The sequence below is a fragment of the Bradyrhizobium sp. AUGA SZCCT0105 genome (assembly GCF_018129565.1).
Classification (GTDB): domain Bacteria; phylum Pseudomonadota; class Alphaproteobacteria; order Rhizobiales; family Xanthobacteraceae; genus Bradyrhizobium.
This window is the reverse complement of the sequence record NZ_JAFCMK010000005.1, coordinates 41,067-62,366: the sequence shown is the minus strand read 5'-3', so window position 1 is coordinate 62,366 and position 21,300 is coordinate 41,067. Positions and strand designations below refer to the sequence as shown.

Sequence of the window (21,300 nt, the reverse complement as noted above, 5' to 3'; positions counted from 1 at the left end):
TGGAGTTGGGCGCATAACCGCACCCAAGTCAATGGCGGCGCATTGCGCCGCGCGCGAATGTGATCTGCAAACGACGCAAGCGCCCGATTGAGCTGCGCCCCGATAGCACCTAGGCTCCGCATGGTTCGCATTGAAGAATTTTCAAAACTTGGGGGGATAATAATGACACGGGATTTGGCACGACGTGATTTCCTGAAAGGCTCGGCGGCGATCGCCGGCGCCGCCGCCGCGGGCGCATTCTCCTGCGTCGAGATCGCGAGCGCCGCGCCGATCGAGGTGCCGACCGTCGACAAGCTGTCGATCCGCGTGCTGGTCGATTCGAGCTTCGACATCTTCTTCAAGCCGAAACAGGCTAACGGCGTCTCGATCGCGCCGGCGGCGCGCGGCGCCGACTTCCGCAAATCGCTGCACAATGAATGGGGCCTGTCGCTGTGGCTGGAATCGGAGGCCGCAGGCAGCCGGCGCAGCCTGATGCTCGACTACGGCTACACGCCCGAAGTGCTGCTCAACAACATGGAGCTGGTCGGCGTCGATCCCGCCAAGCTCGACGCGCTGATCGTGAGCCATGGGCACTACGACCATTTCGGCGGCCTCAACGGCTTCCTCGACAAATTCCGCGACAAGCTGCCGGCCGACGTGAAGCTCTATGCCGGCGGCGAGGACAATTTCTGCCACCGTGTCAGCGCGACGCCGACCAAGGGCCAGTTCGCCGATTTCGGCACGCTGGATCGCCGCCAGCTCGCCGCCCAGCGCGTCACCACCGTGCTGTGCGAGACCCCGACCGTGATCGCCGGCCACGCCTTCACGACCGGCAAGATCACCCGCCGCAGCATCGAGCGCGTGCTGCCGCAGACCTGGGTCGAGTTCGGCATGAAGGACGGGCTCGGCTGCAACGCCAGCCACTATCTGCCGGCCGAGATGGAGGGCAAGATCGTGCCCGACGAGCACATCCACGAGCACGCGACCTGCTTCAACGTGAAGGATTTCGGCCTGGTCGTGATCTCGTCCTGCGGCCATGTCGGCATCGTCAATTCTGTCAAGCAGGCGCAGGAGGTCTCCGGCATCCAGAAGGTGCATGCGATCGTCGGCGGCTTCCATCTCGGACCGGCGCCGAAGGACTACCTCACCGAGGTGGTCGCCGAGATCAAGAAGCTCGACCCCGACGTGGTGATCCCGATGCATTGCTCCGGGCTCAACTTCGTCCAGGAGGCGACCGCGCAAATGGGCGACAAGGTGCTGGTCACGACGACCGGCAGCCGCCTCTCCTTCGGCATATGATCGCGCCGCTCCTGCGCATGATTGCATGCGCTGGCGCCGGCCTGTGGCTGACGCTGGCGTCGGCACTGGCCGGCGATGCACTGGGGCAATCGACGCGCTCGGCCGCCGAGATCATGGACATCCTGATGTGGAACAGGGAGCCGGTCGGCGGCCCGTTCGCGCTGACCGATCAGGCCGGCCATGCGCGCACCGACAAGGAGTTCCGCGGCAGGCTGATGCTGGTCTATTTCGGCTTCACCTATTGCCCCGACGTCTGTCCGACCGATCTGCAGGCGATCGCGCTCGCGCTCGACAAGCTCGGCCCTGACGGCGATCAGGTGCAACCGATCTTCATCACGGTCGATCCCGAGCGCGACACCGCTGCGCATCTCGCCGAGTACGTGCCGCTGTTTCACCCGCGCCTGATCGGGCTGACCGGCAGCTTTGATGCGATCCGCAAGGTCGCCGATGCCTACAAGGTCTACTACGCAAGGGTGCCGCTGAAGGACGCCGGCGACTACACCGTCGACCACACCGCCTACATCTATCTGATGGACCGCGACGGCAATTATCTCGGCTTCTTCCCGCCGGGCACGTCGGCCGACCGGATGGTCGAGATCATCCGGCCACGGCTCGCCGAGCCGGCGCGCTAGTCGAGCGGCAATGACGGGCTCGGCGACAGCTTCAATGCATCCGCCCATGCGCGCGCAAAAACACCTCGCCGGTTTCCGTCACCATCACCCGCATGCCCTCGACCGAGGGACGGCGCGCGACATAGCCGCGGTCGACGGCGTCTTCCCAGATCGTCAGCCGCGGGCATGAGGTGCGCCAGACCTCGAGCACCTCGGCATAGGGCCGCGGCTCGCGCGCGACCCATTCCACGAGATCGAGCACCAGGGCGTCCGTGGTCTCGGTCATTTGGTCCTCGCCGGGGTCAGCAGGGATTCAAAATCGTCTCCGGTATTTCTGCGCTGCTTGGCCTCCGCCGGCAAACTGAGTTATCTTGCCCTTGCATCAGTTTTCCTGAGGGTTCATGCGGCGGCTGCTCTTTCTCAACGGCATCAAGGCATTCGAGGCCGCGGCGCGGACCGGCAGCTTCGCGGCCGCAGGCAGCGAGCTCAACGTCTCAGCCGCGGCGATCAGCCGGATGGTGCATCTGCTGGAAGAGCGGCTCGGCGTCGCGCTGTTCGAGCGCAAGGCCAACCGCCTGGTCACCACACAGGCCGGCCGCGCCTATCAGGGCGGGCTGACGCCGATCTTCGACGCGCTGGCGAGCCTCACCGCACAGGTCACGGCATCCGCGAGCGCGCGCGTCCTTACCGTCGGCGTCGGCCCGACCTTTGCGATGAAATGGATGATCCCGCACCTCGCCGAGTTCCGCAAAGCGGAGCCCGACATCGAGGTGCGGATCACGACCGGCGGCATGGCGGTGCCGTTCGCCGACGACTGGAGCTGCGGCATCCAGCTCGGCGACGGCCAGTGGCCGGGCCTCGTCGCCGAGCCGCTGTTCGCCGCCGACCTGATGCCGGTGTGCACCGCGCGGCTCGCCAACGCCCTGAAGCGTCCCGCCGACCTCAAGGGACCGAGCCTGATCCGCGTCGCGCATTCGCCCGACGACTGGCCGTCCTGGCTGAAGGCCGCGGGCGTGCCGCGCCTGACGGCGCGCGGGCCGGAATTCCAGTTCTACGGCCAGGCGCTGCAGGCAGCTAGCGACGGGCTCGGGATCGCGATGGGGATCCGGCCCTATATCGATGACGATCTCGCCGCCGGCCGGCTGGTGGCGCCGTTTGCGCTCAGCGTGCCGAAGGGCATGCGCTGGTACCTCGTCTATCGCGGCTTCCACGCCGAGCAGCGCGATTTCGCCGCGTTCCGGCGCTGGATCATCCGTGCCGCCGCGGAACCCGCCGCGCGCCGCAAGGGAGCGCGCAATGCCTGACGAGGCGATCGACACGCTGGTGATCGGCGGCGGCCAGGCCGGTCTCACCATGAGCCACCGGCTGAAGCAGCGCGGCATCGCCCATCTGGTGCTGGAGCGGCGGCGGATCGCCGAGCGCTGGCGCAGCGAACGCTGGGACGGATTGATGTTCCAGTTTCCGAACTGGTCGGTACGGCTGCCGGAGTTCGCGTTTCCGCACAGCGATCCCGACGGCTTCTCGGACACCGCATCCATCATCGCCTTCATCGAGGACTACGCCGCCTTCGTCGCGCCCCCGATCCGCTGCGGCGTCGAGGTGACAAAACTGCGCCGCGACGCCGACGGCTTCCTCGCCGAGATCGCCGGCGGCAGCATCGCGGCCCGCAACGTCGTCATCGCCACCGGCCCCTATCAGCGGCCGCTGCGGCCCGAACTGTTGCGCGAGCACCCCGGCGTGTTTCAGGTTCACGCCAGCGATTACAAAAATCCCGCGCAATTGCCTGATGGCGCGGTGCTGGTGATCGGTGCCGGCGCCTCGGGCGCGCAGATCACCAACGAACTGATCCGCGCCGGCCGCCGCGTCTTCCTCTCGGTCGGGCGTCACAACCGCCTGCCGCGCCGCTATCGCGGCCGCGACCTGTTCTGGTGGCTGGCCGAGATGGGCGTCGACGAGACGCCGGTCGAGCAGCGCGGCCCGTCACGCCTGCTGCCGGTAATTACGGGCGCCCATGGCGGCCACACCATCGATTTCCGCCGCTTCGCCGCCGACGGCGTGACCCTGCTCGGCCGCGTGACCGCGGCGCGCGACGGCGTCCTCGAGATCGCGCCCGATCTCGCCACCAACATCGCCGATGGCGACGCCTACTACGCGACATTCCTCGGGATCGTCGACGACTTCATCGCGACACGCGGCCTCGATCATCCCGACGATCCCTTGGCGCGCCTCCGCTTGCCCGATCCGCCGTGCCTCACCGCACCGCTTGATACCGTCGACCTGCGCACCGAACGGATCAGCAGCGTGATCTGGGCCACCGGCTACGGCCTCGATCTGAACTGGATCGACATACCGGTGCTGGACGCCCATGGAGCACCGCGACACCGCCATGGCGTCTCCGACGTCCCGGGACTGTATTTTCTTGGCCTGCAATGGCTGTCGAAGATGAAATCCTCGTTCCTGTCGGGCGTCGGCGACGACGCGGCCGTGCTCGCCGATCACATCGCGGCCCGCGGCTAGCGCGTTGGTGCGGTTCGCCTGAAGAAACCGCGTCAAAACAAAATGATGGAACTCCTTTGCCCCGTCGGAAATAAACCGCGCGACTTGTGATCTGGTTCACATTGGGCGCCGCGCGCCCATGCTTCCTATGAGAAGGGGCATCCCGAGGTCGCGATGATTTACAGCGGTTTTGAGATCAAATCGTTCGAGGTGGGGAAGGGGCAATGGCACGCCAGGATTCAACGGGTCGATCAAAGGCCGGTCGTCATCGATGGCATGCCGTTTCCGATGCTCGACATCGGCTTTGCGTGGTCCGATCCGGATGCGGCGATCGACGACGCGAAGCGGACTATCGACCGGTTCCCACAGCGGTATGGCATGACAATACGGTCGGCGTGACCGGCAACGTCGTGGTCGCGATCGCCCCGCAATGCGAGCCGGATCCGGTCTGGCCGGCGCAGGTCAGAACCAGCTGCCCGGAATGCGCCGCCCGGCTCTCGCTGCTGCGCGTCATTCCCGGCCGCGCCGCCGAATACTGGACCATGCGCTGCGACGGCTGCGGCGCGATCCATCTCGATATCGTCGACCTGCCGCGGGCCTGAGAAACTGTCGTCATTGCGAGGAGCGATAGCGACGAAGCAATCCATATTCCCGCTTGTGGCGCGATGGATTGCTTCGCTAACGCTCGCAATGACATGGATGGGAACTCCCCCGTCACGTCATCCAGCAGCGGCCTGCTGACACCCTGCTGTCAGCAGCCTCGCCTGTGCGCCAATCCGGCCGTCGATTGCCCTTTTCTCGCTGCCGGACTCGTCCCATATTCCGGGCATGGCGAAGACACCGAACACTCCGAAAAAGCCCGGCAAATCCCCCAAATCCAAAGCTCATCGGCCCGAAGTCCAACCGATCGGACCGGCGCTGGCTGAGCTGCTCAATCCCGCGATCAATCGCGGCGATGCCGGCATGGGTTCGGGCACCGGCCTGCAGCCGCCGCCGGACAATTCCTGGGACCGCCGCGCCGGCGGCGAAGCCGCCGCGCATCGCGCGCGGGCGTCGACGCGCGAGACCAGCGAGGACGTTGCCAGGCGCGACGCTTCCGGCCTCGAGGAAGCTCCGCAGGCCAATTACGGCACCTCGGCCACCATCCCGACGCTCGATCCGGAACTGGCGCGACAGCTCGGCCTGCCGACCGCCGAGGACGACGACGAGGCGCTCGCCCGTCCGCCGCGCAGCAAGATGGAGGCGCTCGGCGTCAAGGCGACCGCCGACGCGCTGGAGAACCTGATCCGCGACGGCCGCCCGGAATTCCGCAGGGATGACGGCTCGATGCGGGTGTGGACCCCGCACCGGCCGCCGCGCCCGGAGAAATCCGAAGGCGGCGTGCGGTTCGAGATCAAGTCGTCCTACGAGCCCAAGGGCGACCAGCCGACCGCGATCGCGGAGCTGGTCGAGGGCATTGGGCGCAACGACCGCACCCAGGTGCTGCTCGGCGTCACCGGCTCGGGCAAGACCTACACCATGGCCAAGGTGATCGAGGCGACCCAGCGCCCGGCGCTGATCCTGGCGCCGAACAAGACGCTGGCCGCGCAGCTCTATGGCGAGTTCAAGAGCTTCTTCCCCGACAACGCGGTCGAGTATTTCGTCAGCTATTACGACTACTACCAGCCGGAAGCCTACGTTCCGCGCACCGACACCTATATCGAGAAGGATTCCTCGATCAACGAGCAGATCGACCGCATGCGCCATTCGGCGACGCGTGCGCTGCTCGAGCGCGACGACGTCATCATCGTTGCTTCGGTGTCCTGCATCTACGGTATCGGCTCGGTCGAGACCTACACCGCGATGACCTTCGCGCTGAAGAAGGGCGAGCGCATCGACCAGCGGCAGCTCATCGCCGACCTGGTCGCGCTGCAATACAAGCGCACCCAGGCCGACTTCACCCGCGGCACCTTCCGGGTCCGCGGCGACGTCATCGACATCTTCCCGGCGCACTACGAGGACCGCGCCTGGCGGGTGAACCTGTTCGGCGACACCATCGAGACCATCGAGGAGTTCGATCCGCTCACCGGCCACAAGCAGGACGAGCTCGAATTCATCAAGATGTACGCCAATTCGCACTATGTGACGCCGCGCCCGACGCTGGTGCAGGCGATCAAGTCGATCAAATCAGAATTGAAGATGCGGCTCGACCAGCTCAACGACCAGGGCCGCCTGCTGGAGGCGCAGCGGCTGGAGCAGCGCACCACCTTCGATCTCGAGATGATGGAGGCGACCGGAAGCTGCGCCGGCATCGAGAACTATTCGCGCTATCTCACCGGCCGCCGCCCCGGCGAACCGCCGCCGACGCTGTTCGAATACGTGCCCGACAACGCGCTGGTGTTCGCCGACGAAAGCCACGTCACCGTGCCGCAGATCGGCGGCATGTTCCGCGGCGACTTCCGCCGCAAGGCGACGCTCGCCGAATACGGCTTCCGCCTGCCCTCCTGCATGGACAACCGCCCGCTCCGCTTCGAGGAATGGGACATGATGCGGCCGCAGACCGTCGCGGTGTCGGCGACGCCGAGCGGCTGGGAGATCAACGAGAGCGGCGGCGTGTTCGTCGAGCAGGTGATCCGCCCAACCGGGCTGATCGATCCTCCTGTCAATATTCGCCCCGCCCGCACCCAGGTCGACGACCTCGTCGGCGAGGTCCGCGCCACCGCGCAGGCCGGCTACCGCTCGCTGATCACGGTGCTGACCAAGCGCATGGCGGAGGACCTCACCGAATATCTGCATGAGCAGGGCATCCGCGTCCGCTACATGCACTCCGACATCGACACCATCGAGCGCATCGAGATCATCCGCGATCTGCGCCTCGGTGCGTTCGACGCGCTGGTCGGCATCAACCTGTTGCGCGAGGGCCTCGACATCCCCGAATGCGCGCTGGTCGCGATTCTCGATGCCGACAAGGAAGGTTTTCTGCGCAGCGAAACGTCCTTGATCCAGACCATCGGCCGCGCCGCGCGCAATGTCGACGGCAAGGTGATCCTCTATGCCGATCAGATGACCGGCTCGATGGAGCGCGCCATCGCCGAGACCAACCGCCGCCGCGAGAAGCAGGTCGAGTACAATACTGAACATGGCATCACGCCGGAGAGCGTGAAGAAGTCGATCGGCGACATCCTCAACTCGGTCTACGAGCGCGACCATGTGTTGGTCGAGATCGGCGACGGCGGTATGGCCGACGACGTGATCTCGATCGGGCACAATTTCGAGGCCGTGCTGGGCGACCTCGAAACGCGGATGCGCGAGGCCGCCGCCGATCTGAACTTCGAGGAAGCCGCGCGGCTGCGCGACGAGGTCAAACGGCTGCGCGCCACCGAGATGGCCGTGGTCGACGATCCGACCGCCAAGCAGCGCAACGTGCAGAAGCAGGCCGGCGCCTATGCCGGCACCAGGAAATACGGCGATGCCGCCAACCTGCCGGTCGCCGCGCTGAAGAACAAGACCGCACAGACCTCGCTCAAGGCGAGCCGCGGCGGCAAGTCCGGCTCACGGGTGCACAAGCCCGACCTCGACGAGATGCACGGCCCGGAATCGCTGCCCTTCCGCCCGAGCAGCGCACTGCCGGCCAAACCGTTCGGCACCACGAGCCGCATCATCCAGCCGAACGACTCGCGACAATCAGGCCCGGAGTTTGGGCCAGCGCCGCGGAGCAGCGGCGGGGCTCCGGGCAAGCGGGGCGGGTGGAAGAAAAGGTAGATCATGACGCGTGCCGAGCTGCTCGGCTTCCTGCGGATGCATCGGCTCGCTGTCGTGAGCACGGTCCACGACGGCGCGCCGCAGGCGGCTGTCGTCGGCATCGCGGTCAGCGATGAACTCGAGATCATCTTCGATACGCTGACCACCTCACGCAAATACCAGAACCTCCGCGCCGATCCCCGCGCCGCACTGGTGATCGGCTGGGACGCCGAGCAGACCACGCAGCTCGAGGGTGTCGCCGACTTTCCGACCGGTGCGGAGCTCGCCGCATGCAAGCAGGTCTATTTCGCGGCGTGGCCCGACGGCCCGCAGCGGGAGGCGTGGCCGAACATCGGCTATGTCCGCGTGCGGCCGTGCTGGGTGAGGTTCAGCGATTTCGGCGTGATGCCGGTGCGCGTTGAGGAGATTGAACTGGAGTAGATGCGTAGCGCTAGATTTTTGATTCCGTTTCGCTACGCTGGTCTCATGAAACTCGGCTTCGAAGAATCGCAGACCTCCTATACTAGCGGCTCGCAAAGCGCTCGTGCCTGGACGGAAGCCTGGGTGAAAGCCTGGGCCTACTGTCCCCATTGCGGCAGTGCGAAGATGTCGCAGTTTCCCAACAACAGTCCAGTGGCGGACTTCCTGTGCGGATCGTGCAGCGAAGAGTTCGAGCTCAAGAGCCAGAAGGGAAAGTTCGGCCCCAAGGTTGCCGACGGCGCTTACAAGACGAAATGCGAACGTCTTGGTGCAAGCAATAATCCCAATCTTTTGCTGATGAACTATGACCTTAAGACGCTTGCGGTCGTCAATCTGCTGATTGTCCCGAAGCATTTCTTCGTTCGGGATATCATCGAGGAGCGGAAGCCGCTGGCGGCGACCGCCCGGCGCGCCGGCTGGATCGGCTCCAATATCCTGCTCGGGAAGGTCCCGGAGTCCGGGAAAATCCACATTGTCCAGAACGGTGTCATTCGAGACAAGGAGTTGGTCCGCGCGGAGTGGCAGAAGACACTGTTTCTTCGAAGCGAGTCGCTGGAATCGCGTGGCTGGCTTCTCGACGTCATGAAGTGCGTGGAGTCGCTGGGCAAACGCGACTTCACCCTCGAAGAAGTCTATGCTTTCGAGCGCCATCTTGGCGATCTGTATCCGGGCAACCAGAACGTCCGGCCAAAGATTCGTCAACAGCTCCAGTATTTGCGTGATCGCAGATTCATCGAGTTCCTGTCGCGGGGCAATTACCGACTGAAATAGTGAGGACAGCTATGGCTTGGTTTCTCAATCTCTACCGATGTGCGCGCTGCAAGAAAATCTGGACTGACGAGTGGTCTTGCACTTGCGACGACGATTGCCCGCATTGCGGCGCACGGCACATGTCTCCGTTCAAGAGCGAAGACCTGACCGAGCTTGTTGCACAAGAAGGTGACGAATTCGTCGTTGTTCGGTCACCGGACTCAGCCGAGCATCGTCCAGACTATCGCGAGCTTGGTCGGTTTCCGACGCGAGCGAAGGCGGAGGAGTTTCTGGCATCGACTGATTTTGCCTAGACTTTGGGAATGTCTCGCGTGCTTATGTCACGTCGAACGCCGCGTCGTACCTCACATCCCCCTTCGTCGGCTCGCCCTTCAGCACCAGCCACTGAAAATACGGGCTCGGCTTGCCGCCGTAGGTCAGCGCGGGATCGCTGACGAAGCCGAAACGGCTGTAGTAGGCGGGATCACCGAGCAGGACGCAGCCGTCGGCATTCAGGGCTGCGAGGCGCGCTAGTCCTTCGCGGATCAGCGCGCCGCCGATGCTCTGGCGTTGCAGGTCGGGTGCAACAGAGACAGGGCCGAGGCCGTACCAGCGGCCGGGCGTACTGCCGATCTGCGCCGGCGAGAAGGCGACGTGGCCGACAATGCGCCCGTGATCCGATGTCGCCACCAGCGAGACGGTCAGCGCGCCGGCCTGGCGCAGCGCCTCGACGATGCGGGCTTCGGTGCCGCTGCTGTGTGGCGCTGTCGCGAAGGCCGCCGTCGTGATGTGGCTGATCGCGGCGTCTTCATCGCGTTCGTCTCTGATTTGCATGCGCGCAGATAAGGCCGATCGGCGGCGAAGCGCAAGCTCAGCCCACGCTGACGACCGCAACCGCCAGCAGCGACATCATGATCATCGTGGTCATCAGTTGCAGCGAGACGCCGGGCTGGCTCCGCCATTGCGCGATCTTCTCGGAGAACGTCAGACTCGCGTCGAAGAACATCGGCGCTTGGATGTGCACGAAGCGTTTCGGGAATTTGGCGGCAAGCCACGGCGTGATCGCTGCATAGACCAGCGAGGCGAGCGCGACGTAGATCGCGGCGCCATAGCGTTCGCCGACAATTTCCGGGGCGCCGACCATCTTCAGCACCAGCACGGCGGCGGCGAAGGTCGGCAGGCCCTGGAGGATGGCGGTGAGCGCAAAGCCTTCGAGCCGGTTCTGCGCGGATGATTTCGGTGCAGCGATGGCGTTCATGGCGGCGGTCCCTTCTCAATCAGGTGATCCGATGCCGCCACGCTAGCCGCGCGCTCGCGCCTGCGGCGTGATGCAGGTCACGCCGGAAACGGGACTTCCACCCGCGTCGTCCCGGCGAAGGCCGGGACCCATTACCCCGACTGCCCATTGTTGAGCGACGCTGGGGGCCCAACTCGCTGCAACAACACAACCCTGTGGTTATGGGTCCTGGCTTTCGCCAGGACGACGGTGGAATATGCCGCGACCTCTCGGCCTGCCCGACCGCCTCTCGCGCCCTACCCCGACCGCTTGTTGCTGGTGTTCTGGATCAGATTGCCGTGCGCGGCCTGCTCGCGGATGTTGTGCTTCTCGTCGTCGCGATGGCCCTTGGTGGTGTCGAGGGGAACGCTGGGGGCGCTGCCGGGGCCCTTGTGGCTTCTGTTGTCGTCGGGAACGGGCTGGATGTTCTTGTTCAGCGGTTTCGTCATCATCGTCTCCGGTACGCACGAGACAACGCCGCCCGTGCGGGCGGCGTTCCCGGAACCTGGGACTTCACGCAACCGAGCTTACAGCTTTTCCTGCTGCGAGCGCTGCGCCTGCGGCTGTTGGCGCTGACGTTCCTGCTCCTTGGCATGATGGCGGCCGTAGAGGCATCCGGCGGCGGCGCCGAGCATGCCGTGATGGCCGGCATAATGGCCGGCGACACCGCCGACGACCGCACCCTTGATGCAGCCCTTGGCATCGGCGGGCGAGGTTGCGGCAAGCGCACTAACGGCAATGGCGAACGCGAGAAGAAGGGATTTCATGATACGGCTCCAATGGAATTCTCTGGGATCAACGGCTGAGCCGCCCCGCCGGTTCCCGCCGCTTCAGGGCCAACGTGAAACGCCCGGGGAGTTCTCATGAATTCGCGGCCACCTGCCCCCGCGCGCTTCACGTCGTCGAGACGCGATCAGTTCAGTTTCATCAGTTCAGTTTCATCAGTTCAGTTTCTTGCCATGTCGGGATGGCACCCCGGAGCAACCGCACGCATGTTGTGCCGCAATGCACGTTGGGGTTGCCGAACCTGATCGCGTCTCGTGCGTCAAAACATATGTTTGAGAGTGGAACGCTTCGGTTCACAATGCGGGCCAGGGCCAGTCGAAGGCGAGTCGGACTGAACCGGCGGAGTCGAATATGGGCGAGGATTTGAACCGGCAACGCGTCTTGAACTTCCTCGACGTCTATTATGCCGGCGGCATCGAGGGCGCGCTCGATCGCTGCAGTGACGACGTCGCGTTTCTCGCCAACGCCCCGATCGACATTCTTCCGCATATGGGCCAGCACCGCGGCAAGGCCGCGCTGCGCCAGATGTGGACCACGATCCACGAGCGCTATTCCGACATGCGCTACGAGGCGCCGATGGTGGTGGCCGAAGGCGACAAGGTCGCGGCCCAGCTGCGGGTGTTCTTCCGCAAGCGCAACAACGCCCGCGTCGTGCAGTTCGACGTCGCGGTGTTCTACACGCTGCGCGACGGCAAGATCACCGAGATCCGCGAGATCATCGACACATTCGACCTCGTCCAGCAGGTGCTGGAGCGTGATGTCGCAGCGGCGCTGACCGGGCAAATCGCGGGCTAGCTCCCGAAAGGCCGGGCAACGCATGGCGACGCCCCCGCCGCGCAAATTCGTCCCCGCCAGCGTTGAACCTCGAAGGCCCGGCGCTGACCTATCACTGGGCTTGTTGCGGTCGGGGCTGAAATCACCATGAAAGTCGCATTGCTCGCTGTGCTTGGCCTTGCACTGGGCGCCCTTGGCGGCGCCGCTCTCGGCATCGGAGCCGGGCTCACCTGGATCGGGCTGGCCAAAACCTCAGGTCTCGACAGCGGAACGCTGGTGTTTTTCACCTTCATGCCGCTCGGCGCCGCGATCGGCGGCATCGGCGGCGCGCTGCTGTTCGCGGTGGTGGCGATCCGCGACGCCGAGATCGTGATCGAGCGGCAGCCGCTGCGGCAGCGCGACCGCTGAATTACGGAGCGTTTTCGAGCGAAGTGGATGCCGGTTCGCGTGAAGAAAACGCGTCAAAACTGGAATCCAGGACCCCGCTCCGATTCCATTGGACGGGTCTGTAGACGGACGGTCACATTCCGGTCAAAACCGGCGCAATTGTGCATTGCAAAAAAGTCATTTGCGTTTTGGCCGCTCCGCACTATTTGAGGCCGTAATAGTGACGTGCAGCAACCTGGCAGGGCGTCGACGCTGACCGCCTGCCATTCGTTTGCTTTGAAAATCCAGTTTCAGGACGAGACCAAAATGACAGAGCACAGCCTCTGGCGTTTTTCGCGCGCATTGCATCGCGCGATCAACGAACGCCAGCTTGCAGACATCGAGCCGCTGCTCGATGACGAGGTCGAATGGGCCATCTACGGGCCGATCGACCTGTTTTCCTTTTTCGGCTCGCGCCGCGGCAAGGCCGCCGTGCTCGAGGTGATCAGGCAGATCGGCGAGAACCTGAGGGTTCACCGCTTCGATCGGGAGTCGATCATGCTGGGCGCGGATTCCGCCGCCTCGATGCTGCGCTATTCGCTGACGGCATTGGACTCCAACAAGCCGATCTCGCTCAGGATCGCGCATTTCGCGCAGTTCAAGGCCGGCAAGCTCACGAGCTTCCGCGTGCTGGTCGACAGTTTCGACCTGGTCGAGCAGACCGTCGGTTACCCGATCCACCTGCCGCGCATCGCGGTCTGACGGATCCACGATTTCACGCCTTCGTCATGTCCGGGCTCGAGCGCGAAGCGCGTCTTCGCGTGTTCGGCGCTCCGGGCGGGACGCGGCCGGTTTTACCAGCCCCGAACCGGCCGCGCGGGGAGCCTTGCGCACGCGCGCGCTTGTCCCGGACATGACGATCACTTGGGCGAGATCACTTAGGCGATCACGCGGCTCTCACTTGCCTGAAGCGCTGCGCTGCCACAATTTCGCACCAAGAAAACCGCATGTTGCGGCGCTGGAATCTGCGGGCTGGGAATGACTTCTACATCACGATTTGGCTGGGCAAGGCTGCCGGTGCTGGCGGCCGGCTTCAGCGTGGCGATAGCGCTTTCGGCCACGGCGCAGACCTCACCATGGCCGATCGCTCCCGCCGCCCAGGACATCGCGAAAGACAGCGCGAAAGGCGCCCCCGCTGATGACGCCGAGGCTGCGGCCGACGAGGCGCCGCCGGCGGCCGACGCCAATGACGCCGACATCCTGAAGGACATCGACCAGAGCAAGCTCGACTGGAGCCAGCTCGATACCGACTCCACCAGCCTGCCCACGCTGGCGCCGAAGAGTGCGGCCAAACCCAGCAGCATCGCCGGCAACGATCCGTCCTGGTCGACCAACAACAACGCCAACGGCTCGTCGGCGGTGTCGGTCAAACAGTCGATCTCGCCGTTCCTCGACACCCGCATCGGCGCCGACATGACGGTCGCCAAGCAGGGCACGATCACGACGTCGGAGCAATTGTCGGAGCGGCTCGCCAATGGCGGCAGCCTGCCGCAATCCGGCGGCTCGGCCTGGGCTTCGATCTCGACGGGTGGCGTGGCTTCGATCTGGGACAAGACCTCGGTCGAGGCGCGCGTCGATCCGGGCGCCGACCAGAGCAAGGTCGGCACCTCGCTCAGCAAATCGGTGCCGCTGTCGGAGCAGTATTCGCTGACCTTGCAGAGCGGCTACAATTTGATCCAGCAGGGCGTGGTCCCGGTGCCCGGCATCATTGGCAATCCGTCGCGCAGCTACGATACCGATCAGTCGGCACGCCTGTCCGTGACCGACTCCGGCACCAGCATCACTGCCGGCCAGACGCTGTCGACCTCCGATGACAGATGGCTGCGCCGGGTCGGCGCCGAGCAGAAGCTGTTCGACGGCGTCACCGTCTCCGGCTCGGTCGGCGAGACCCCCCAGGGCACGATCAACAAGAGCATCGGCGCCGGCTACAAGCGCTCATGGTGAACGATCTGTTAGCCCTGTCGCGTTAATGATCAGGCATTGCCCCAACTTGGCCCAGATGCGGTCAAATTCGGCGGCACTGATAGGTCCGTAACTTCATCAATTCGTCGTGCGGGGGACAAGCCGCGCTTCGCTATTGCGAACCAGGGGAAAGCCGATGAACGCCACCAACCGTACCGAGGAAGCCGCTGAAACGACTTCCGAGGTCGATTCCAACCTTGCTGCGGTCTCGGAAGTCGAAGCCGGCATCCGCGACTTCGTGCGCAACGACATCGCCTATCTGCGCCGCCCGGTGGCGAGCCCGGAGACTGCGCCGACCGACACCAATACCGATGCCACCGTCAGCAACGTCAACTCGCTGATCCAGCGCGTCGCCGGCACCTCGCTCGCCGAGATCGAGAAGCTGATCGGCGAGCTCGAGAGCCTGCGCGACCTGCTGCATGCCGAGGGCCAGCGCGTCCAGCGCGAGATCTCCGGCTATGCCCAGCTCAGCCAGGCCGCCATGAAGTCGACGCGGATGATCGCCGACAACGTCTCGCAGTGGAAGCGCGCCGCCGACGGCCTGCGCAACAGCTGATCCCGATCAGTTTTCCAGACTGATGGCCGCCGCCTCCCGAACAGGGGGCGGCGGCTTCGTCTTGCGCGGGCCGATCCAGCGCAGAACGATTCGTTATTCAGCGCGGTGTAAACTCCGCGGCGTCAATCTTTGCAGAAGCCGATTTGAGCTTGAGATGCCGAGCCCGCGTCCAACCCGGAATTCGCGTCCGGACCGCGCCTTGGCGGGGCGTCCATTTGGAGAGAATTCATGCAGAGCGTCCGGCCGGATAACGCCGCCGATCCTATACCGCTGCGCCAGCCGCAGCAGGGCATCGGCACGATCATGATCCGGTTCCTCGGCATCCTGGCAGCCGCGACCGTCGTGATGGTGCTGATCTGGAATCGTTAAGTATCGGGATCGGGAGAAGTGTGACGCAGCCTGCCGACCGGTCACATTGAAAGCGCAAATGCGCGCCCCGGCGCTCGCTCGAGCGCCGTGGATTACAGACGGTCAATCAGCGGTCGATGCTCGCAGTGGTCTCGAAGGAGTAATTGCCGTCGGCAAAGCCCTTCACGACCATTCCGGTGGCCAGCATCACGACAACCGTTACCGTCGCAAAGATAATGCCGACGAGTTTCAGCGCGCTGCGATCTGCCATAGTCGTCCCCAGGTGTTCGGCCCAAGTGCTCGCTCAAGTGCTCGTGCCCCGGCCATAAGGCAGGGATAAAGGTTCAAAATGCGTTAGCAAAAAATGAGTTCCACGCAACGCACAACTACGTCGGCAGCAGAAGTAGCTGCCAACCATGGCGTCCGTGCAACATCAGAGGTGCTGGGGCAACATCAGGAACCGGGATTCCGGCGCGGCACGAAGGCGGTCGCTAGGAATGAGAACACCACCTCATTGCGCTGATTGACGCCGGTGTTGCGGGCTTGAATGATGCCCCATTCCGGCCGCTTCTCGGACGTTCGCTTGGTCTCGACCTGGTTGGTGAAGCTGATGGTGTCGCCTGCCAGCACCGGGCGGATCCAGCGCAGCTCACGGAAGCCCGGCGAAGGCCCCCAGACCGCGACCGTCTCGCCGCGCGCGGCGGCTTCGGCGGCAAGCCGTTTGCCGTCGGCGACCAGCAGCTTCATGCAGACGCTGGCGACGTGCCAGCCCGATGCGGCGAGCCCGCCGAACAGCGACTTGCGCCCCTCCTCCTCGTCGAGATGGAAGCGCTGCGGATCGAACTGCGCGGCAAACCGCTTGATGTCCTCGGCGGTGAAGGTGAATGAGCCGAACGCGCGCTGGGCGCCGATTTCCATGTCTTCAAAAAAGCGCATGATCTCTCCTATGCGCTCGCAGTGTCACGGCGGCCGATCATGATCGGCGCCTCCATCTCGCACAGCATCTCGCCGCGCGCGTTGCGGATCGTGCTCTTGAAGGTGACGATGCCGGTCTCGGGACGGCTCTTCGAGACGCGCGCTTCGACGACATCGACATCCAGCGTCAAATCGTCGCCCGGACGCAGCGGCGCCACCCAGCGCATCTCGTTGACCCCGGGCGCGCCGAGCGATGCGGTGCGGCCGATGAAGCCGTCGAACATCATCCGCATCATCAGCGAGCCGAGATGCCAGCCCGAGCCCGACAGGCCGCGGAGCATGGATTTCTTCGCCGCCTCCTCGTCGAGATGCATCGGCTGCGGGTCGAATTCGGCGGCAAAGGCGAGGATTTCCTCGCGCGAAACGTGGCGCGGGCCGAACGTGCCGAAACGGCCGGGCTTGAAGTCTTCGAAGGTCAGCGTGGTCATTGGGTGAGGATATGCTGGAGGGAAGCCCGATTGTGGCCGTTATTTGCAGCAATCACAACCAGCCCACTCGCATAGCTCGCCCCTGGACTGCCGGCGCCCGGTCCCGGGCCTGGCTTGGCGAGACTGATTGGGCTTCTGCGGTATCGATCCCTTTGGGTGCGGAGGCGCTTTGGCGCCGCCCCGAACCATTGGCCCGGCGAAACGCCTCGTCCTGACCGACGCCTGCTGCGCAGGCTGCCGGGACGAAGTGATCACGCCGGGGGTGACGCAGTAGGATGAACGAGACGCGAATCATATTTCGGCTGGCCGGGAGAACCATGATGTTCGATTTCCAGGATCTATTTCAGTGGGACCGCTTCATCACGCCCACGATCATCAAGACGTTCTACTGGCTGGTGATCGCGGTCATCGTGCTGTTCGGGATCTCCGGCATCCTGTGGAGCCTCACCGCGATGGCGATCAGCCCGTTCGTCGGCTTCATCCAGTTGCTCGCGTCGATCGCGAGCATCTTCGTCGGCATCGTGTTGTCGCGCATCGCCGCCGAGTTCATCCTGATCGTGTTCCGGATCAACGAGCATCTCGGCGCGATCCGCGATCGCGACGGGGGCATGCACTGAGGCTTTCGCCCTCCCGCCGGATGCGGCCCGCCCGGGCTGTGGTTAATCCGAAGTAGCACCCGCCCGCAAATGCCAGCGAAATTCCGGGCGGGATCTTAAAACCGCTCGCGTATCAGTCTCCGCATTGCGCTTAAGACCAACGCGGGGGCGTCGTGAATTCGAGGAATGGTTTTATTGCCGTGAGGCCGGGTGAGCCGGGCTTTACGACCGAGGATATTCTTTGGGCCGTCGGCATCTGGTCGGTGATCCTGACCCTGGCGCCGGTGATCGCGTTCTATCTGCTGATGGTGGCGTAGCGATCCGGTTCCGTCATTGCGAGGAGCAAAGCGACGAAGCAATCCATTGCTCCGCACGCGCGGGAAAATGGATTGCTTCGCTGCGCTCGCAATGACGCTCACGCAAAAAACGCGCGAGTGCCGCGCGTTTCTTTCCAGTTCGAACCAAAGCGGCGTTGTTACGCCGCCTGCTTGTGCATCGCGCCGGACGCCGACGCCGTGCCGCGGATCGCCTTGATCGAGCGTTCGATCGCGGCCCACAGCCGATTGATCTCCGCGGCAGCGCGGCCTTCCGCATAATATTCGCGCGCGCCTTCACCCTGGCCGAGCGCCATCAGAAGGTCTGCGCGGTTGGTGATCTGGCCGCTCCACACCGGAGCGCGGAATTTCGCCAGCGCCTCACGCGCGATCGCGACGATGCGGCTTTCGGCGCCGTCACGCTGCGCAGGCGCGCCGTTGATCACGACGGCGTAGGGCTTGCGCATCGAGCGGCAGGTCTGAATCGTTTCCTGCACCGCGTTGACGTCGAACACGCCGGGCCGCGCCGGAATGATCACCATCGTGGCGTTCTTGATGGAGTCGTCGACCACAGCCGACAAATTCGGCGGCGTGTCGATGAACACCCACTCGATGCCGTCGCGCTTGGCTTGAGCAATGATCCCGCTGACCGAGTTCACCGCCGTCTTGATCGCCGGCTCGTTGGTGCCGCGCAATTTATGCCAGAGCGTCAGCGAGCCCTGCGGATCGGCGTCGATCAGCAGACAGGGCTTCGTTGCCTTGTGCACTTGCGCGGCGAGGTGAGCAGCCAGGGTACTTTTCCCCGAGCCCCCCTTACGCGAAGCGAAAACAATCACGTTCATACGTTGGCCTCCAGATTGACCCCAGGAGGCGAAAATGAATCAGCATGCTGATTCGCGAAAGAAGAAACTTCTTGCAATCCGCAAAGCGGCCAAGATTACCGGTGCATTCTGCTTTTTGAGTCACACTCAACTTATGACACAACCGAAAATGGAAGCGCTAAGCGCTTGATAAGACTCACGCCTAGCGCTTTTCGGCAGTCTTGGCGCGAGTCTTGGCGCGCTGGCGCGCGATCCACTTGCGCTCGATCCAGCCGAGCAATTGCGCCGTCGGTTTCTGCAAGAACGGCACATCCTGCGCGAACAAAAGGAGTCCGAGCGGCAGCATCCAGAGTCCGAGCACCGGCAGGAAGCTGAAGATGCCGCCGATGATCAGGAGGATCGCGAGCGGAATCCGCACGTAGCGCGACGACGGCTTGCGCAGCCACGCGACGAAGCGTGCCGGCTTTTCCGGAAGCTTGGCTTCGAACCAGGCGAAGTGCCGATCGATCTCTTGCTTGTCGTATTCGCTCACGCGCCTCACTCCATCCGTTCCGTCGCGAAACGGATTTGGCAAACAACACAAGCTCCAGAGATGATGCTGCGTGACAGCGTCACAAGGCGTCAGTCTGTCGCGCATGACGGTCTTGAAATTGCCGCCGAGCGATCAGCGCACACCGGTTCGCGTCAAGACAACGCACCGGGCTCGCGGCTGTCGCGTGCGCGTGATAGGAACCAGCTCAGCGGGCGGACGTCAGTGGGTGGACTTCTTCGCCTTGTGCAACTTGGAGACCTTCCGCTTCGCAGGCCGCCGCTCGCTCGCCTCGCGCGGGTCGGGATCTGCGCGGAAGAACACGCGGCAGGCCGGAGAGAGCTGCGCCCTGTTCCTGATCATGCAGGCCGTGATGCGATCGACATCGGGAATCTCGGGACCACAAAGCCGGAACGCATCCGGCGTACAGGCCTGCTGCTGATCGGGCGTGTAAGCCTCACCGCGGCCCGGCAGCAACAAAGCTGCAAGGGCGATCGAGAGCGCTAACGCAAACGAAAATCTCCTTGAACCGGCGATCCCCATGCATCCCCCAAAGGTGTCACTAGGCGTCGTTAAGACGTCGTTTCGTGGAGTGTGGGTGAACGCACGCAGAAGTGCAAGCAGGCGAGATGACACGCCACCGGCGATCAAGGGAGGCGGCAAGCTTGCGATGGCCCGAACTTGCGACGTCGCGTTGGGTGATGGTGTGGATGGTACAGTTGGGTGGGCTCGAACCACCGACCTCCTGTTCCACAGACAGGCGCTCTAACCAACTGAGCTACAACTGCATCCTGACGCACAGCCCCGCAAAAAGGGGGCGGCGATTTCGGCGGAAACTAGGTGCAACGCCCGCCTTTGGCAAGGCCGTAACGGGCTGATTTCCGCTCTTATCTCGGGCCATTCCACGGCCCCGTCCAGCAAAAAGGCCCGGACCGCATCGGCCCGGGCCTTCCGCTATCTCATGCTGGCCGAGATCAGGCGGCCGGCTGCTGGTAGAACTTCGAGGCGCTGGCCTTGATCGGCTCGGCGGTCTCGGTGGCGACCTTCTGGCCGAGCTCGGCCAGTTCCTTGGCCTGCGCGGTGTAGGTCTCGAACTGCTTGCGGGCGTGCGAGGTCCACAGCTCGATCGCTTCGGTCGGCGACTTCACGCTGAACAGCTCCTGGGCGAAGTCGAGCGAGGAGGTGGTGTTGGCCTTGAAGAACTCGATCAGCTTGGCCGAATACGCGGTGGCGCCCTTGTTCACCGAGGTGAACACGGCCTCGACCGTCGAGTTGTGAGTCTCGGCAGCGTCCTTGAACTTGGCGTAGCTGTCGCGGGCCTGCAGCACGCCCTTTTCGGCGAACGCGCGCATCTGCTCGGGAACCTCGAACGGGATGATCGAGGCGGAAAACGGATCGGACGGGTTGGTCATACGTGTAATCCTTCGCAACGGGTGAGTAGATGTGACCATTGCGGACGTCCCGGAGACACAAGGGCCGGGAACGTTGAAATGGATCACGCTGCCTTGATTCACGGGAGTGCCATTCGTCGGGCACGCCTAATAAACACCCATATCATGTCAATTTTGTGCAACGCAACGTACGATCGCGTGCAACGCCACATTTTTTATGTGGCGGAATATGGGATTACCGCGCCCCGACCAGGGTTGGGCCCTGCCACACTCCGTCAGCTCTTCGTCAGCTCTCGGTTAGCTCTTGGGCTTGACCGCATCCATCGCGGCGCGGCTGACCGCCTGGCCCATCTCGCTGGCCTGCTCGGCGAGCGAGCGCATCTGGCCCTGCACATATTCGCTTTGCAGCCGCATGACCTCGGTGAGGTCCTTGGCCTTGAGCAGCGACTGGGCGTAGTCCAGCGACGACTGCACGTTCTTCTCGGCGTAGGACAGCGCCTTGGTGGAAAGCTCCTTGGCGCCGGCGCGCATCGTGGCGTTGCGCTCCTCGATCTTGCCGGCGGTGTCCCGCGCGTTGGTCACGAACTGCTCAAAGGCCTTGCGCGCCTGATCGAAGCTCGCCTCCGCCATCGACCGCATGTCCTTGGGAATCTCGAATTTGGGGATCTCGAAATGGTCACGCCCGTTGTCGCTCATGGTCGCTCTCCCTCGCTTGGTGATCGGCCCGCCGGTTGGCCTTACGGGCCAGGGTAAAATACAAGGTAGACTGGACAGCAAAACATA

At 64.1% G+C, this 21,300-nt stretch carries 32 protein-coding genes and 1 tRNA gene; 19 read left to right on the top strand and 14 right to left on the bottom strand.

The genetic code is table 11. The features are described from left to right. Positions 1-162: 162 nt before the first annotated feature. The gene (locus tag JQ573_RS23305; protein ID WP_212316234.1) at positions 163-1,278 is read left to right on the top strand and encodes an MBL fold metallo-hydrolase; all 1,116 of its coding nucleotides are present in this window, start codon (positions 163-165) and stop codon (positions 1,276-1,278) included. 17 nt (positions 1,279-1,295) lie between these two features. Then, the gene (locus JQ573_RS23300; RefSeq protein ID WP_249132199.1) at positions 1,296-1,910 is read left to right on the top strand and encodes an SCO family protein; all 615 of its coding nucleotides are present in this window, start codon (positions 1,296-1,298) and stop codon (positions 1,908-1,910) included. A 31-nt stretch (positions 1,911-1,941) separates the two neighbouring features. Here JQ573_RS23300 and JQ573_RS23295 read toward each other — a convergent pair whose 3' ends face one another. Then, positions 1,942-2,175, bottom strand: coding sequence for a hypothetical protein (locus JQ573_RS23295; protein WP_212316238.1), 234 nt, complete (start codon positions 2,173-2,175; stop codon positions 1,942-1,944). Positions 2,176-2,290: 115 nt separating this feature from the next. On the opposite strand from JQ573_RS23295, the gene JQ573_RS23290 reads away from it, so the two are divergent. The 8 genes from JQ573_RS23290 (at position 2,291) to JQ573_RS23255 (ending at position 9,649) form a co-directional block, all read left to right on the top strand. After that, positions 2,291-3,193 carry a LysR substrate-binding domain-containing protein gene (locus tag JQ573_RS23290; RefSeq protein ID WP_212316240.1) on the top strand — a complete coding sequence of 301 codons (903 nt, stop codon included), beginning with the start codon at positions 2,291-2,293 and terminating at the stop codon, positions 3,191-3,193. After that, positions 3,186-4,406, top strand: coding sequence for an NAD(P)-binding domain-containing protein (locus JQ573_RS23285; protein ID WP_212316242.1), 1,221 nt, complete (start codon positions 3,186-3,188; stop codon positions 4,404-4,406). The genes JQ573_RS23290 and JQ573_RS23285 overlap by 8 nt, the downstream gene beginning before the upstream one ends. A gap of 153 nt (positions 4,407-4,559) precedes the next feature. Continuing rightward, complete coding sequence (locus JQ573_RS23280) at positions 4,560-4,784, top strand: hypothetical protein (RefSeq protein WP_212316244.1); 225 nt, start codon at positions 4,560-4,562, stop codon at positions 4,782-4,784. Further along, the gene (locus tag JQ573_RS23275; RefSeq protein WP_249132359.1) at positions 4,781-4,987 is read left to right on the top strand and encodes a hypothetical protein; all 207 of its coding nucleotides are present in this window, start codon (positions 4,781-4,783) and stop codon (positions 4,985-4,987) included. Before JQ573_RS23280 ends, JQ573_RS23275 begins: the two co-directional genes overlap by 4 nt. A gap of 226 nt (positions 4,988-5,213) precedes the next feature. Then, positions 5,214-8,126, top strand: coding sequence for an excinuclease ABC subunit UvrB (gene uvrB / locus JQ573_RS23270; RefSeq protein WP_212316247.1), 2,913 nt, complete (start codon positions 5,214-5,216; stop codon positions 8,124-8,126). Positions 8,127-8,129: 3 nt separating this feature from the next. After that, positions 8,130-8,546 carry a pyridoxamine 5'-phosphate oxidase family protein gene (locus tag JQ573_RS23265; protein ID WP_212316249.1) on the top strand — a complete coding sequence of 139 codons (417 nt, stop codon included), beginning with the start codon at positions 8,130-8,132 and terminating at the stop codon, positions 8,544-8,546. A 45-nt stretch (positions 8,547-8,591) separates the two neighbouring features. Next, positions 8,592-9,356 carry a DpnI domain-containing protein gene (locus JQ573_RS23260; RefSeq protein ID WP_212316251.1) on the top strand — a complete coding sequence of 255 codons (765 nt, stop codon included), beginning with the start codon at positions 8,592-8,594 and terminating at the stop codon, positions 9,354-9,356. A gap of 11 nt (positions 9,357-9,367) precedes the next feature. After that, on the top strand, positions 9,368-9,649 hold the full coding sequence (locus JQ573_RS23255) for a hypothetical protein (protein ID WP_212316253.1): 282 nt from the start codon (positions 9,368-9,370) through the stop codon (positions 9,647-9,649). 22 nt (positions 9,650-9,671) lie between these two features. Here JQ573_RS23255 and JQ573_RS23250 read toward each other — a convergent pair whose 3' ends face one another. The 4 genes from JQ573_RS23250 to JQ573_RS23235 all read right to left on the bottom strand — a co-directional run bounded on the left by JQ573_RS23250 (position 9,672) and on the right by JQ573_RS23235 (position 11,378). Further along, positions 9,672-10,169, bottom strand: a complete 498-nt coding sequence (locus tag JQ573_RS23250) for a GNAT family N-acetyltransferase (protein ID WP_212316255.1) — start codon at positions 10,167-10,169, stop codon at positions 9,672-9,674. 37 nt (positions 10,170-10,206) lie between these two features. Then, on the bottom strand, positions 10,207-10,593 hold the full coding sequence (locus JQ573_RS23245; RefSeq protein WP_212316257.1) for a hypothetical protein: 387 nt from the start codon (positions 10,591-10,593) through the stop codon (positions 10,207-10,209). A gap of 275 nt (positions 10,594-10,868) precedes the next feature. After that, positions 10,869-11,060, bottom strand: a complete 192-nt coding sequence (locus tag JQ573_RS23240; RefSeq protein WP_249132196.1) for a hypothetical protein — start codon at positions 11,058-11,060, stop codon at positions 10,869-10,871. A 78-nt stretch (positions 11,061-11,138) separates the two neighbouring features. Continuing rightward, positions 11,139-11,378: a hypothetical protein gene (locus JQ573_RS23235; protein WP_212316261.1), complete on the bottom strand. Its 240-nt coding sequence runs from the start codon at positions 11,376-11,378 to the stop codon at positions 11,139-11,141. Between the two features lie 370 nt (positions 11,379-11,748). On the opposite strand from JQ573_RS23235, the gene JQ573_RS23230 reads away from it, so the two are divergent. From JQ573_RS23230 to JQ573_RS23205, 6 genes are all read left to right on the top strand, one after another. Further along, positions 11,749-12,192 (top strand): nuclear transport factor 2 family protein, encoded by a 444-nt coding sequence (locus JQ573_RS23230; protein WP_212316262.1) that lies wholly within the window; start codon positions 11,749-11,751, stop codon positions 12,190-12,192. 126 nt (positions 12,193-12,318) lie between these two features. After that, a complete protein-coding gene (locus JQ573_RS23225; RefSeq protein WP_097673103.1) occupies positions 12,319-12,579 on the top strand; it encodes a hypothetical protein in 261 nt (86 codons plus the stop codon). A 285-nt stretch (positions 12,580-12,864) separates the two neighbouring features. Further along, positions 12,865-13,299 carry a nuclear transport factor 2 family protein gene (locus JQ573_RS23220; RefSeq protein WP_171947760.1) on the top strand — a complete coding sequence of 145 codons (435 nt, stop codon included), beginning with the start codon at positions 12,865-12,867 and terminating at the stop codon, positions 13,297-13,299. A 276-nt stretch (positions 13,300-13,575) separates the two neighbouring features. After that, positions 13,576-14,541, top strand: coding sequence for a hypothetical protein (locus JQ573_RS23215; protein ID WP_212316263.1), 966 nt, complete (start codon positions 13,576-13,578; stop codon positions 14,539-14,541). Between the two features lie 154 nt (positions 14,542-14,695). Beyond that, positions 14,696-15,115 (top strand): hypothetical protein, encoded by a 420-nt coding sequence (locus JQ573_RS23210; protein ID WP_092117486.1) that lies wholly within the window; start codon positions 14,696-14,698, stop codon positions 15,113-15,115. Positions 15,116-15,343: 228 nt separating this feature from the next. Further along, on the top strand, positions 15,344-15,484 hold the full coding sequence (locus JQ573_RS23205; RefSeq protein ID WP_173640867.1) for a hypothetical protein: 141 nt from the start codon (positions 15,344-15,346) through the stop codon (positions 15,482-15,484). Positions 15,485-15,590: 106 nt separating this feature from the next. On the opposite strand, the gene JQ573_RS23200 is transcribed toward JQ573_RS23205, so the two are convergent. From JQ573_RS23200 to JQ573_RS23190, 3 genes are all read right to left on the bottom strand, one after another. Beyond that, positions 15,591-15,734 carry a hypothetical protein gene (locus tag JQ573_RS23200; protein ID WP_016841369.1) on the bottom strand — a complete coding sequence of 48 codons (144 nt, stop codon included), beginning with the start codon at positions 15,732-15,734 and terminating at the stop codon, positions 15,591-15,593. A 182-nt stretch (positions 15,735-15,916) separates the two neighbouring features. After that, entirely contained in the window at positions 15,917-16,399 is a 483-nt protein-coding gene (locus JQ573_RS23195; RefSeq protein ID WP_097673100.1) for a MaoC family dehydratase, read from the bottom strand. An 8-nt stretch (positions 16,400-16,407) separates the two neighbouring features. Further along, the gene (locus tag JQ573_RS23190) at positions 16,408-16,866 is read right to left on the bottom strand and encodes a MaoC family dehydratase (RefSeq protein WP_212316264.1); all 459 of its coding nucleotides are present in this window, start codon (positions 16,864-16,866) and stop codon (positions 16,408-16,410) included. A 320-nt stretch (positions 16,867-17,186) separates the two neighbouring features. Here JQ573_RS23190 and JQ573_RS23185 point away from each other — a divergent pair, with 320 nt between their 5' ends. Both JQ573_RS23185 and JQ573_RS23180 read left to right on the top strand, forming a co-directional pair. Then, positions 17,187-17,483, top strand: a complete 297-nt coding sequence (locus tag JQ573_RS23185; RefSeq protein ID WP_092126096.1) for a DUF4282 domain-containing protein — start codon at positions 17,187-17,189, stop codon at positions 17,481-17,483. Positions 17,484-17,635: 152 nt separating this feature from the next. Further along, positions 17,636-17,779: a hypothetical protein gene (locus tag JQ573_RS23180; RefSeq protein ID WP_171947763.1), complete on the top strand. Its 144-nt coding sequence runs from the start codon at positions 17,636-17,638 to the stop codon at positions 17,777-17,779. 158 nt (positions 17,780-17,937) lie between these two features. Here the strand turns inward: JQ573_RS23180 and JQ573_RS23175 are convergent, their stop codons facing one another. After that, complete coding sequence (locus JQ573_RS23175) at positions 17,938-18,618, bottom strand: ParA family protein (RefSeq protein WP_021081815.1); 681 nt, start codon at positions 18,616-18,618, stop codon at positions 17,938-17,940. A 34-nt stretch (positions 18,619-18,652) separates the two neighbouring features. Between JQ573_RS23175 and JQ573_RS40650 the strand changes: the two genes are divergently transcribed. Continuing rightward, entirely contained in the window at positions 18,653-18,787 is a 135-nt protein-coding gene (locus JQ573_RS40650) for a hypothetical protein (RefSeq protein WP_283815108.1), read from the top strand. A gap of 12 nt (positions 18,788-18,799) precedes the next feature. Here the strand turns inward: JQ573_RS40650 and JQ573_RS23170 are convergent, their stop codons facing one another. The 5 genes from JQ573_RS23170 to JQ573_RS23150 all read right to left on the bottom strand — a co-directional run bounded on the left by JQ573_RS23170 (position 18,800) and on the right by JQ573_RS23150 (position 21,213). Next, positions 18,800-19,138: a hypothetical protein gene (locus JQ573_RS23170; RefSeq protein WP_212316265.1), complete on the bottom strand. Its 339-nt coding sequence runs from the start codon at positions 19,136-19,138 to the stop codon at positions 18,800-18,802. 210 nt (positions 19,139-19,348) lie between these two features. After that, on the bottom strand, positions 19,349-19,603 hold the full coding sequence (locus JQ573_RS23165; protein ID WP_312011599.1) for a hypothetical protein: 255 nt from the start codon (positions 19,601-19,603) through the stop codon (positions 19,349-19,351). 234 nt (positions 19,604-19,837) lie between these two features. Continuing rightward, positions 19,838-19,914, bottom strand: a tRNA-His gene (locus tag JQ573_RS23160). A gap of 186 nt (positions 19,915-20,100) precedes the next feature. Continuing rightward, on the bottom strand, positions 20,101-20,538 hold the full coding sequence (locus JQ573_RS23155; protein ID WP_212316266.1) for a phasin: 438 nt from the start codon (positions 20,536-20,538) through the stop codon (positions 20,101-20,103). Positions 20,539-20,814: 276 nt separating this feature from the next. Continuing rightward, positions 20,815-21,213: a phasin family protein gene (locus tag JQ573_RS23150; RefSeq protein WP_212316267.1), complete on the bottom strand. Its 399-nt coding sequence runs from the start codon at positions 21,211-21,213 to the stop codon at positions 20,815-20,817. Positions 21,214-21,300 lie beyond the last annotated feature (87 nt).